Below are 12,013 nucleotides of genomic sequence, written 5' to 3'. Positions count from 1 at the left end.
CGGCGGCGCCCGACACCAGTTTCACAACAGCAGGAGAGCGAGAGATGCCGACCTTGGAAGGAAAAGTGGCCCTGGTGACCGGAGCAGGCGGGGGGCTGGGTCGCAGCCATGCGCTGCTGCTCGCGCGCGAAGGTGCCGCGGTGGTAGTGAATGACCTCGGCGGCGCCCGGGATGGTACCGGTGCAGGTCACGGCATGGCGGATCAGGTCGTCGAGGAGATTCGTATCGCCGGCGGTAAGGCCATCGCCGACTACGGCTCCGTGAGCGATGAACATGATGCCGCTGCCATGGTGCAGACTGCCGTCGAGAATTTCGGTGGTCTGGATATCTGCATCTGCAACGCCGGGATTCTGCGTGACAAGTCATTCAAGAACATGACCGCGGATATGTGGGATGCGGTCATCGATGTCCATCTGCGGGGCACGTACGTCGTGTCGAAGGCCGCCTATGACCGGATGCTCGAGCAGCAGCGGGGCGGGCGGATCATCGTCACCAGTTCCACTGCGGGGCTCATCGGCAACTTCGGCCAGACCAACTACGGGGCGGCCAAAGCGGGTGTCGCCGGCTTCATGCGCTGCCTGGCGCGGGAAGGCATCCGCTACGGCATCACCGTCAACGTGCTGGCACCGGCGGCCTGGTCGCGGATGACCGAGGATCTGCTCCCGGAAGCGGCCAAGGATCGCTTCGCGCCGGAGAAGGTTTCACCGGTGGTGGCGTGGCTGTGCACCGACGCCGCGGCCGACGTGACCGGCAGGATTTTCTGCGCGAGCGGCAACCGCATCAGCATGCTGAACTGGCAGGTCGACACGCTGGCAGAGCAAGAGCAGGACGCGCCGCTGACCGTGGAAGGGGCGGGCGAGATCATGGAGTCGACCCGCGATCGCTGGCCGAAGCCGTTGAACCCGATGGATGTATGACATCGGGCCCCAGCGACGTCTCGATCAGTCGCCGCTCGAGTCTCTCAGGGTGCGCCCCGCGGAGAGCCGCAGCGGTGCGTAAGAGATCACCGTCTCGCCGCGTTGGTTGACGATGTTGTTGCGGGTACGCACCAGGCCCCGGTTGGGGTCCTTCCAGGTGGCCCGGCTTTCCAGCACTTCCACTACCACGTGCACGGTGTCTCCGACGAAGGTAGGGTCCTTGACGTCAAAGGTCATCGACAGGAAGGCAAGGCCGGTCCGCTGCAGCGTGGATTGCACCAGCAGCCCCTCGGCAATCGCATACACCAGCGCGCCCGGCACCAGGCGACCTCCTCGAGGCGCGTGTCGCGCGGCGTACTCGGCGTCCGTGAACAGCACCTCCACCATGCCGGTGGTATTGATGAAGTTGACGAGGTCCGTTTCGGTGACGGTCCGTGCGAGGGTCCGGAAGCGTCTGCCCACCGGCAGATCCTCCCACGCGATTCCGATGCCGACGATCTCCATGGTTCCTCCCTTCCGGCAGCCCGGCCCGATGCGTTCCGGAACTTGCCACGCGGACTGGTGCACGCGTAGTCTGTAGTAAAGTCACTTACGGTTCCAGGGGGGTTCATGGGAGAAAAGCCATTGATCGGTATTACCCCTGGCGATCCCTGCGGCATTGGGCCCGAGGTCGTCGCAAAGTCGCTGGCGACCGGTTTACCCTATGCGAGCTGCCGTCCCGTGGTGATCGGCAGCATAGCAGCGGTTGCACTGGGTGCCGAGGTGGCGGGGGCCGACCTGAAGATCCGGCGGATCGAGGATCTGTCGCAGGCGGGGCGTGAGGAGGGCACCGTGGATGTCTTCGATCCGGGCAACCTCGACGCGTCGGAGATTGAGCTCGGTGTGGCCAAGGAGAGCTGCGGGCGCGCCAACGGGCAGTGGCTCCAGGCCGCCGCCGACCTGGCCATGTCCGGTCGGATCGCAGCCAGTGTGATGGCGCCGGTCAACGGCGAGGCGCTGGCGAAGGGCGGCATGACAGGGGGGCTGCCAGGCACGGATCCGGGTTCCTTGTATCTGACGTTGCTGTCCGGACCGTTGCGTGTCGTGCATGTGTTCGATCACGTCCCCCTCGAGGACGTCTGCCGGAACCTCTCGCAGGAACTCGTCACACGCGCGATCCTCCGCACGGCCGAATCCCTAGAGCGCTGGGGAATCGCCAATCCGCGTGTCGGTGTCGCTGGGCTGAACCCGCACGCGCGCGGGCGCCAGGAAAGTGCGTCGATCGAGCCTGGGGTGGCGGCGGCAGCGGCGGCCGGGGTCGCCGTCGAGGGTCCCATTGCACCGGACACCGTGTTCCGACACTGCATCGAGGGCCGCTACGACGTAGTGATCGCCATGTTCCACGACCAGGGCCATATAGCCATCAAGACCTGGGGTTTCGAAGGCAACTGCGCTGTGTTCCTGGGTGCGCCTTATCTGTTTCTGAGCGTTGGACACGGCACGGCCTACGACATTGCCGGACAGGGGGTTGCCGATCACCGGATGATGCTCTCCGCCCTTCTTCAGGCTGCGAGTCTGGCATCTGGCCGCGGGTTCTGTTGAGCCGAACTCTGTCTTATCGAGAGGAGATGAAGTCCCGGAGTTTACGGTTGCAAATCTCTCAGCGTTTGGCCCCCGAGACGTTGCCGACGGCGGCCCTGGCGAATTCCGTGACAATCTTGTAATCGGCCTTGCCGTTCGGTGCCCGCAGGGGAACGTCGGAGATCAGGATCCGCTTCGGGGCCTTGTAGGGCGCGAGCTGTGACTTGACGTGCTCGCGCAGCGCAGCCTCGTCGAATTTTGCCGGATCCCCGGGGACGACGACCCCGATCACTGCCTGCCCCCAGCGCTCGTCTGGCACGCCCACCACCAACGCGTCCTCCACGTTGGGATGGGTCTTGAGCGCCTCCTCGATCTCCTCGGGATAAATCTTCTCGCCTCCAGAGTTGATACACACGGAGCCCCGGCCGAGCAGGGTCAGCGTACCGTCGGCTTCGACCACGCACCAGTCGCCCGGGACGGAGTAGCGCACGCCGTCGATCACGGGGAACGTCGTTGCCGTTTTCTCCGGGTCCTGGTAGTAACCCACCGGAATCGGGCCGGGGCGGGCGATGAAACCTGGTTCGCCGCTACCGGGCTGTACGGGACGATGATCTTCGGTGAATACTTTGCAGTGCTCGCCGATGCTGAACTTAGCCGTGGTGGCTTCCTCGTCGCCGGTGGTCCGGGACGTGCCGAAGCCTATGGCCTCGGAGGCGCCGAAAGAGTCCATCAGCACCATGTTGGGGTTGTGGCGCAGCAGCCCGCGCTTCACCTCCGGGGACCACATGACGCCCGAGCTGACGATGCCCATCACGCTGGAGAGGTCGTAGCTGCCGGGTTTCTCCTCGAGGGCGCGCAGCAGGGGCTTGGCGAAGGCGTCGCCGACGATGGCCAGCGAGTTGACCCGGTAGCGCTCGACCGTTGCCCACATGGCGTGGGGGTCGAGACTGTGTTCCGGCACCGTGACCACGCAGCCACCCTGGGTCAGCGTGTTGATGCTCGTCAGCATGGCGGTGCCGTGCATGAGCGGACAGGCGGCCAGCATCTTGCCCCGCATGGGGGCCTTGGCGACGCGCTGGGCGTGCTCCGCCGGGGACTCGGGTGCGGACTGGCCGGGATTCAGCAACGAAGCTCCAGAGCCGCCGGCCTGCCAGATGGCTTCGTGCTCCCACATCACGCCCTTGGGCATGCCGGTGGTGCCTCCGGTGTAGATGAAAAGCAGGTCCTTGCCGCTGCGTTCGATGTCGAGTGGCGAGCCGTCGCCTTCGCCGACGACGTCGTCGTAGCACACGGCGAAGTGTGCGGCACGATCTTGCGGCTGCTCGAAGTAGGGTGTGACCTCGATCCAGACACGTACCTTCGGCAGGCGCGGGCGCAGCGCCGCCACGTGCTCGCGGAACTCGGCGCCGTACACTACGGCCTCGGCGTCCGAGTTGTCGAGGATGTAGTGCAGCTCGTTGTTGCGGTAGCGGTAGTTGACGTTCACGTGGACATAGCGGCCCTTGAAGCTCGCGACCATAGTCTCGACGTACGCAGGGCAGTTGCGCATGTAGTGCGCGACCTTGCTGCCCGGACGCAGGCCTTGGGCGGCCAGATAGCGGGCCAGTCGGTTGCTGCGCCGCATCAGCTCCGGCCATGAGATCGTGATGCCTGCCGCGCCGCCCGGGCCCGCGTGGATGCAGGCCGGTAGCTCATCGTTGCTGACCTCGGCGATGGCTTCAAAGACGTCGGCGAAGTTCCAGACCATCGGATTCTCCATTCAGTTATCGGCGAAATTCGGCATCACCTTGCGGGCAAACAGGTCGAGAGAGTCCTGTAGCTGGGCCGGCGTGTGCAGACCCTGAGGAATGAGCAGGAAAGCCTCTTCGATGGGCACGCTCTTCGATACGGTTTCGATCTGCCGGTTCAAGGTCTCGGGAGAACCGACGAGCAGCTGGGGTAGCCCCTGTCCGAATGGGGTGGCCCAGGTCTTCCAGAACCACTCCATGTCTTCGAACAAGGCCTGGGCTTTGGCATCCGTCTCGGCGCACACGGCGATCCCACCCCAGCAGGCCTGTTCCCCCGGCGCCACGTCATGGCCGTGTCGTTTGGCTTCTTCTTCCCATTCCCTCCACAACAGCTCGAGGAACTCGGTGTTGCCCGACAGCACGATCGGCCGTCCCTTGTAGCGGGCCCAGAATTTCGCCGTCCGCAAACTCTGCGAGAAGCCGCCGTAGAGCGGGATGTGCGCCTGGTAAGGCTTGGGCGCAATACCCACCTCGTGCACGCGCATGGCGGCATCCACGCCCCGGCCATATTGAACGTAGACCGGATGATCGTGGGGGTTGACGAAGTCCGGGGGTGGGAACTGCCAGAATCTGCCCTGGTGGTTGATGGTGTCTTGACCGAGCGCCTTGACGACCACATCGACGAATTCGGCGAAGTACTCGCGGTTCAGCTCGTCCTCCGGCGCATGCGCGTTCCAGGGCCCGACGGCGGCAAGCTCCGGGCGGATCTTGTAGTTCTCGACCCAACGAGCCTGATAGCCGCGCACCAAGCCCACGCCGAAACGACCCTTCAACATGTGATCCATGGTCGCGATCTTCTCGGCCGTCATCAGCGGGTTGTTGACGGTGCTGACGAACCCGCAGGTGACGATGCGCAGCCGGCGGGTGTGCTGACCCAGCCACATGGCCATCAGACACGGGTCGTTGGAGATCTCGAAGCCTTCGATCTGCAGATGGTGCTCTGGGTGACCCAAAGCGAAGTACCCGGCATCGTCGGCGAACGCCGCCACTTCGCCGAGCTCGTTGAGCATTCGCTGGTAGAGTTCGGGCCGGCGGCCGGCCATGCCGGCCTCGAGCTCCGCGCGGCGCCCGATGGTGCAGTAGACGAACAGGCCGAACTTCATGCGGCCCTCCCATTGCGCAGCAGCCTGCCGGGCAGGGCACCCGGGCCTGCGATCTGATCCTCGTTCGCCTGGCGCAGCAGGATTCCGTTGACGATCACCGCCTCGATGCCGCGGGCCCGGCTGATGAGGCGCTCCGCCCCGGCGGGCTGGTCCGTGACCCGCTCCAGCGGGCTTGCCCCCACGGTGTCCGGATCGAAGACCACGATGTCGGCGGGCCGGCCGACGGCGAGCAGCCCGCGATCGGCGATGCCGAACACCGTCGCCGGCAGCGAGGTGAGCATCTGCACCGCCCGCTCCAGAGAAAGCACGCCGGTTTCCCGCACCCAATGGCCGAGCAGGTGGGTGCTATAGCAGGCATCGCAAAGCTGACTGGCGTGAGCGCCGGCGTCGGAGAGCCCCAGCACCACATGATCGTTGCTGAGCATCGTCGCCACTTCCGACTCGTCGACATTGGCCACCGGCATGCGAATCCGGGTGTCGAGCTCCTCCTCGATGACGAGATCGAGCACGAAATCGGCGATGCGTTTGTCTTTCTGCGCGGCGAGCTCCGGGAGCAGACGTTCCTGATACTCCGGGTGCAAGCGGCTGTAGGAGACCACCGCCTTGGCGAACGCGTCGGTCAGAGCGCCGCCGTCGATCATCCGGTGGAACTCGCCGCGAAAATCCTCGGAGGCGTATGCCTGCATGCGGCTGGCCGGGTCGGCGCCGGAGAGTTTGTTGAACACCGGGTTCATGTCCAGCAGGAACGGCTCCTTCAGGGTGAATTCCAGCACGAGCGGCCGACAGGCTACCTGGGGCCAGACGTCCGCGCCGCGCGCCTGGATGGCGGCGGATCGTTCGAGCTGATCCGTGACCGAGCTGTTGCGCAGCAGGCCGCCGCCGCCGAGCAGCGCCGTCCAGCTCACGCGGATGCCGTGGCTGTTCGCCAGACGCTCGAACTCGGGCAGCGCCAGGCCCTTGCCGATGGTGGCCTGCATCACGCCGCGGCCGGCGGCGGGAACGGTGGCCGCCAGCGCGTCGATTTCCTTGAAGCCCGCGAGTCGGCTCGGCACCGGCCGGCCCTCGAAGCCGACGTGGGTGGCGGCCTTCGACGTGGCGAAGCCGAGGCCTCCCGCGGCGATCGCTTCACGCACGATCCGCTGCATGGTCGTGATCTCGTCGTCCGTGGCTTCGCGCTCGGTTGCCTCCTCGCCCATCACGTAGAGACGCACCGGAGTGTGGCCGACCAGGGCCGCGACGTTGATGGCACTGCCGCGGCTCTCAATGGCGTCGAGGTACTCGGGGAACGTCTCGAAGGCCCAGTCGTCGCCGAGGCCCGCGAACAGCGCCTCGGCGGTCATGCCTTCGACCTTCTCGAGGGTCCGCAGGATGAGTTCCCGATGTACCGGCCGGGTCGGGGCGATGCCGAAGCCGCAGTTGCCCATGACGACGGTCGTGACGCCGTGCCAGGGAGAGATCGTCAGCATGCGGTCCCACAGGATCTGGGCGTCGTAGTGCGTGTGGATATCGACGAAACCCGGCGCGATCACCTTGCCGCCGGCGTCCAGCGAGCGCCTGGCCTTGCCGCTCACGTCGCCCATGGCAACGATGCGGCCGTCCTTCACCGCGATGCTACCGGGCCGGCCCGGCGCACCGGAGCCGTCTACGAGCGTGCCGTTATCGATTCTCAGGTCGAAAATCATGGCGTTGCCTCCCCGTGCTCAGTGCACCTCGATGCCGTACCAGTCAGCGACGTTGTCGTGGCAGATCCAGTCCTTCTCCTGCTCGGTCAGGTGAGCCGTCTGCGCGGCGAGCACCGATTGCGACCGGGGCCAGGTGGAATCGCTGTGGGGGAAATCGCTCGCCCACATCAGCCGCCGCACGTTCACCAGATCCTTGCACTGGAACGCCACGTAGTCGTCCTGGAAGGTCATGGCAATGTGCTCGCGAAAATACTCGCTGGGCTTGCGTTCAAGCGGCGGCGCTTTCATCCAGTAGCGGTGGTACTCGTAGGCGTGGTCCATACGGTACATGTAGTGGGGCACCCATCCCGCGTCCGCTTCTGCGCAGACCAGCTTCAGCTCAGGATGCCGGTCGAACACGCCGGAGAAGATGAACAGCCCCATCACGTCCTGACAGCCGCGGATGATCTGCAGGAAGGCATTGATCTTGGGGCCGCGCGTCGCGTTCAGGCCGCTGGAGCGTGAGGTCAGGATGTGGAACGACAGGGGCATGCCGAGGTCGATGGCCGCCTCCCACAGTGGATCGAAGCGCGGGTCGTCGTAGTCGAATTCGGTGCCCGGCTCGCCGGGCATCATCACGCCGACGAACCCCAGCTTGCGCATCTCCTCGAGCTCACGCACGGCGGCTTCGACGCTGGTCACGGCAGTCTGCCCGAGTCCGAAGACCCGTCCCGGGGCGCCGGCGCAATACTCGGCGAGCCAGCGGTTGTAGGCCTCCATACAGGCCTGCTTGTAATCGACGTCCGGATGGTTGCACAACACCATGCCCACGGTGGGGTAGAGAATCTCTGCCGCGATGCCGTCGCGCTCCTGGTCCGCCTGCCGGGCCTTTGGGTCCCAGCCGGAGCGGTGCAGGTCCTTGAAGGCAACGCCGTCGGCCTTGATGTCCTTGGGATCGAGGCCGGCTGCGGCGACGAGACCCAGAGGAATGGGCGAGGGCATCCCGTCGATGACGAACACGTCGCCGAGCCCCTGCATCTGCGTGATGTGCGGGGCCTTGTCACGATATCGGGGGCCGATGTGGGCGGTGTAGCAATCCGGGGGCTCCGTGATGTGTGAATCGGCTGAAATGATCGGCTTGCTCATGAGGCGTTCTCCTGGCGGTGTGGCGCGATGACGGTACCGTCGAAAAACCGGGGGTTGACGGCGGTGTACAGTGAAACGGCATTGCCGAACACGAAGTCGCGGAAGTTCGCGGGCGTGATCAGCTCGTGCTCGACGAGTTCGTAGGCCTCCGCCAGCACACCGCTCATGTCCGGCACGTCCCAGTGCCCGATGTCGGAGCTGAACAGTGCCTTGAGCTCGGCGCCGAACGGGTTGCCGCGGCGGTTGAAGGCAAACTGGTTGATCGGGTCGTCCGCTTCGCAGCCGAAATGGAACGGCTCGACGAAAAGCTCGACGATCTGCTCGGCGTGGTCGATCTGCAAGGCGGCGAACTCGTCCAGCGTGGCCGGATCTTCATTCGGGTTGGACAGGATCCGCAGCGTCCGGTCGAGCTGTTCCTTCTTGTCCGCGAAGGGTTTGGGGGCGTAGCGGTCGAACAGGCGCTCGAGCTCGGCCCGGTCGAGCATGGCCGGATCGTAGTGGCGCAGGGCCTCGACGTTACGCTTTTCCCAATGGCCGATCAGATCGGAGAACAGATTGCAGGCCCAGCCGACCCCGCCCTCCAGAAAAGCGAAGGTGAGGCCGGGAAATCGCCGGGTCACGCCGCCGAGGAACAGCGATCGGCAGATCGCTTCCTGGGCGGCGGCGAAATTGCCGATATGGTTGTAGACGTAACTCTTGTCGCTTGCTCGACTGCCCCAGCCCATGCCAGAGGAGTGGAACGCCGGGGCGAATCCCAGGCGCTCGCAGGCGGCCCAGACCGGGTCGTAGTCGTGGGCGTTGTCGAAGCCGACGACGTCGAGCCGCCGGCGGCCGTTCACGTCGCGCTGGCTCATGCCGCCGAGCAGCACGGCCTTCAGCCCCAGCGTTCGGGCGTGTTCCAGTTCCACAACGGCTTCCCCGGGGGTGTTCATGGGAATGACCGCCACCGGCGCCAGCCGATCGGCGAATTCGCCGTAGAGCCGGGCATGGTAGAGGTTGAAGGCCCGGCACGCCGCCTGGCGGACCTCGTCCTCCTCGAGGCCCAGAGCGAACAGCCCGTGGGTCGGGTAGAGCACGGCGAAATCCAGCCCTATCTCGTCGAGCCGGTCGTAGAGTAGGCGCGGGAACATGGCCGTGGCGCGATCGAGGGTGTTACGCGCCGGCACGGCCCACCAGGGCGGCCGGATCGCCGGCCCGGGGCCACCGTTGGCCCTGGCCTCGAGCGCGAGCGGCAGGCCATCCAGGCAGCCGCTGCGCTCGAACTGTCGCGCCACCTCGGGTCCCGCGACTTCCCGGCAGTACTCGGCTACCTGGGGCATGAACTCGACGGTGTGGCCGTCGGCATCGATCACCGGATGATCGAGCCGCTCTCGCAGTGAGCTGCTCATGTCTTCTCCAGCCGGAACACCGGCGTTTGAAAATCGTCGGTGATGCGCTTGAACGCTACTCGGACCGGGGCGCCGAGCTCCAGCTCAGCCGGATCGGCATCGATGAGCTGGCTGACGAAGCGCACCCCCTCATCGAGTTCGATCACGGCAGCGACGAAAGGTACGTCGAACGCGGGATGAAAGACCTGATGGGTAACGGTCCACGAATACAGGGTGCCGCGACCGTTCACCGGCGCCCACTCGTACGCCGTGGAGCCGCACTCGGCGCACTGGTAGCGGGGTAGATGCCGCAGCGTGCTGCAATCCGTACAGCGCTGGAAGCGCAGCACGCCGTCCTGCAGCGACTGCCAGAACTCGGCATTGATGGGGTCGACGTTCTTGGGTAAGGGCCAGTGGCTCATGTCACCTCCGGAGAATGGCTATGCTGCCGTCGCCGAGATCGCCCCAGCCTGTGACGATGCCGATCTCGGCGTCGGTGACCTGGGCGCTGGAGTCGCCGCGGAGCTGGCGTGTGGCCTCGACGACGTGGTTGAGACCCCAGACGTGGGCTTGGCTCAGGAGCCCGCCATGGGGGTTGAGTGGATAGCGCCCGCCGGGCTGCAGGGCGCCGTCCTTGACGAAGTCCCATACCCCGCCGCGCTCGGCGAAGCCCAGAGCCTCGAGCTGCAGCAGCACGACGTAGGTGAAACAGTCGTAGATGCACAGGAAATCCGCGTCCTGCGGCTGGATGCCGGCCATCTCGAAGGCCCGCGGCGCCGCATAGGAGAGACCGATGCGGAACGGATCTTTCCGGGAGGGAATGTCGTCCGCCGGGTATGGATGCCCTTCCGCGGCAGCCATCACGTATACCGGCCGGTGGTGCAGATCACGGGCGCGGTCGGCGCGGGTCAGCACCACGGCGCAGGCGCCGTCCGTTTCCAGACAGCAGTCGTTGAGCCGGAACGGCTCGGAGACCATCCGCGACTGCAGGTACTGGCTCATGTCGAGCGGCCGCTCCCGCATGAGCGCGCGCTCGTTGCTCTGCGCGTGTGCGCGGCAGGCTACTGCGACCTGGCCGGTGGCCTCATCGGGGATGTCGTAGAGCCGCTTGTGACGGGTGGCAAGCCACGCGTACATCTGCACCGGCAGGGTCACGCCGTAGGGAATGTAGAATCCCTGCATGGTCGCGGACAGTGTCGTCATGCCCATGGGGCGAGTCGGCGGCTGACCGGGCTTCGGACGAAGCGCCGAGTAGCCGTTCCAGCCCAGCACCACGAGCACGCTTTCGCAGATGCCGCTGGCGATGGCGGTGGCCGCGTTCTGCAGCGCGGCCGTCGGGCTCGCCCCACCCATATGCACGGTGGACGCGTAGCGCAGGATGGGAATGCCCAGATTCGCCGCCAGCTCCTCGGACGTCGTGTAGATCGGTGGCGGCACCAGCCCGTCGATGTCGCGAGCGGTCAGCCCGGCGTCATCGATGGCGGTGCGGGCGGCTTCCAGCATCAGGTCTACGGCCGTGCGTGCCGTGCCCTTGACGTAGTCGGTCTCGCCGATGCCGACGATGGCCGCCTGGTCCTTGATGGTCATGAACGAAAGCTCCTTCGTGTCGCTGGTTGAATTCTCATCGCCCTCGTTGCCTCATTGCGCCAGATATCCCCCGTCCACCACCAGCTCGGTGCCGGTGACGAAGGCCGCCGCATCGCTGACAAGGTAGGCGACGCCGTCGGCGATGTCGTCGGCGGCACCAAGACGTCCGAGCGGATGGCGGTTGATCACCGCGCTGCGAAAGCGCTCACCGCTGCCGGGCTCGGCTGCCTCCATACGCGCGACGCCGGCCCGAAACAGTGGCGTGTCGATGAAACCCGGATGGATGCTGTTGACCCGGATGTGCTTCGGCGCGAGCTCCAGCGCCGCCGCCTTGCTGAACAAGCGCACGCCTCCCTTGCTGGCGCAGTAGGCGGCCGCGTTCCGCCCGCCGACGAACCCCATCACGGAGGACACGTTGACGATGGCGGCGCCGCCGTGCCAGCGCCCGGCGCGCTCCGCCAGGTGGGGAATGGCGTGCTTGGTGCCGAGGAACACGCCATCCAGATTGATGCTCGTCAGGCGCCGCCAGGACTCGAGCGACAGCGTCTCCAGAGGCCTGGCAGCCGAGGCGACGCCGGCGTTGTTCACGAGCACGTCGAGCGCACCGAAGCGCTCTACAACTGCATCCATGGCCTTCGCCCAGGCTGCCTCGTCCGCGACGTCCAGCCCCAGCCCGGCGGCTTCGCCGCCGCGTTCGACGATCTCCGCCGCCGAGGTCCGGGCGCCCTCTTCCTCGATGTCCGTGACCAGCACGCTGGCGCCGGCGGCGGCGAGGCGCCGGGCGATGGCCGCACCGATGCCGCGCGCGGCGCCCGTGACCAAGGCGACCCGGCCCCTCAGGTCCGGCTCTGCCACGGCGCTCGGCCTCGCGAAATTTGCATGGTT

The 12,013-nt window shown here is 66.2% G+C and carries 11 protein-coding genes; 2 read left to right on the top strand and 9 right to left on the bottom strand.

The features are described from left to right. The first annotated feature begins 44 nt into the window (after nucleotides 1–44). Nucleotides 45–917 carry an SDR family oxidoreductase gene (locus R3E82_16520; GenBank protein MEZ5552489.1) on the top strand — a complete coding sequence of 291 codons (873 nt, stop codon included), beginning with the start codon at nucleotides 45–47 and terminating at the stop codon, nucleotides 915–917. 24 nt (nucleotides 918–941) lie between these two features. Here R3E82_16520 and R3E82_16515 read toward each other — a convergent pair whose 3' ends face one another. Then, a complete protein-coding gene (locus tag R3E82_16515; GenBank protein ID MEZ5552488.1) occupies nucleotides 942–1,421 on the bottom strand; it encodes a MaoC/PaaZ C-terminal domain-containing protein in 480 nt (159 codons plus the stop codon). Between the two features lie 120 nt (nucleotides 1,422–1,541). Here R3E82_16515 and R3E82_16510 point away from each other — a divergent pair, with 120 nt between their 5' ends. Beyond that, complete coding sequence (locus R3E82_16510; GenBank protein MEZ5552487.1) at nucleotides 1,542–2,498, top strand: 4-hydroxythreonine-4-phosphate dehydrogenase PdxA; 957 nt, start codon at nucleotides 1,542–1,544, stop codon at nucleotides 2,496–2,498. A 58-nt stretch (nucleotides 2,499–2,556) separates the two neighbouring features. Here the strand turns inward: R3E82_16510 and R3E82_16505 are convergent, their stop codons facing one another. From R3E82_16505 to R3E82_16470, 8 genes are read right to left on the bottom strand one after another with little or no spacing between them, the layout of a single operon-like run. Beyond that, nucleotides 2,557–4,224: an acyl-CoA synthetase gene (locus R3E82_16505; GenBank protein MEZ5552486.1), complete on the bottom strand. Its 1,668-nt coding sequence runs from the start codon at nucleotides 4,222–4,224 to the stop codon at nucleotides 2,557–2,559. A gap of 12 nt (nucleotides 4,225–4,236) precedes the next feature. After that, the gene (locus R3E82_16500) at nucleotides 4,237–5,367 is read right to left on the bottom strand and encodes an LLM class flavin-dependent oxidoreductase (GenBank protein ID MEZ5552485.1); all 1,131 of its coding nucleotides are present in this window, start codon (nucleotides 5,365–5,367) and stop codon (nucleotides 4,237–4,239) included. Further along, nucleotides 5,364–7,049: an amidohydrolase family protein gene (locus tag R3E82_16495; protein MEZ5552484.1), complete on the bottom strand. Its 1,686-nt coding sequence runs from the start codon at nucleotides 7,047–7,049 to the stop codon at nucleotides 5,364–5,366. Before R3E82_16495 ends, R3E82_16500 begins: the two co-directional genes overlap by 4 nt. An 18-nt stretch (nucleotides 7,050–7,067) precedes the next feature. Continuing rightward, nucleotides 7,068–8,174 (bottom strand): amidohydrolase family protein, encoded by a 1,107-nt coding sequence (locus tag R3E82_16490; protein ID MEZ5552483.1) that lies wholly within the window; start codon nucleotides 8,172–8,174, stop codon nucleotides 7,068–7,070. Next, entirely contained in the window at nucleotides 8,171–9,562 is a 1,392-nt protein-coding gene (locus R3E82_16485) for an amidohydrolase family protein (GenBank protein MEZ5552482.1), read from the bottom strand. The genes R3E82_16490 and R3E82_16485 overlap by 4 nt, the downstream gene beginning before the upstream one ends. Then, the gene (locus R3E82_16480) at nucleotides 9,559–9,963 is read right to left on the bottom strand and encodes a Zn-ribbon domain-containing OB-fold protein (GenBank protein MEZ5552481.1); all 405 of its coding nucleotides are present in this window, start codon (nucleotides 9,961–9,963) and stop codon (nucleotides 9,559–9,561) included. Before R3E82_16480 ends, R3E82_16485 begins: the two co-directional genes overlap by 4 nt. 1 nt (nucleotide 9,964) lies before the next feature. After that, nucleotides 9,965–11,128 carry a hypothetical protein gene (locus R3E82_16475; protein MEZ5552480.1) on the bottom strand — a complete coding sequence of 388 codons (1,164 nt, stop codon included), beginning with the start codon at nucleotides 11,126–11,128 and terminating at the stop codon, nucleotides 9,965–9,967. A 51-nt stretch (nucleotides 11,129–11,179) separates the two neighbouring features. Next, a complete protein-coding gene (locus R3E82_16470) occupies nucleotides 11,180–11,983 on the bottom strand; it encodes a glucose 1-dehydrogenase (protein MEZ5552479.1) in 804 nt (267 codons plus the stop codon). Nucleotides 11,984–12,013: the final 30 nt, after the last annotated feature.

The organism is Pseudomonadales bacterium, from assembly GCA_041395945.1.
In the GTDB taxonomy this organism is placed as follows: Bacteria; Pseudomonadota; Gammaproteobacteria; order Pseudomonadales; family Azotimanducaceae; genus SZUA-309.
Note: the sequence above shows the minus strand (reverse complement) of the source record. Positions and strands in the feature narration are given on the sequence as shown.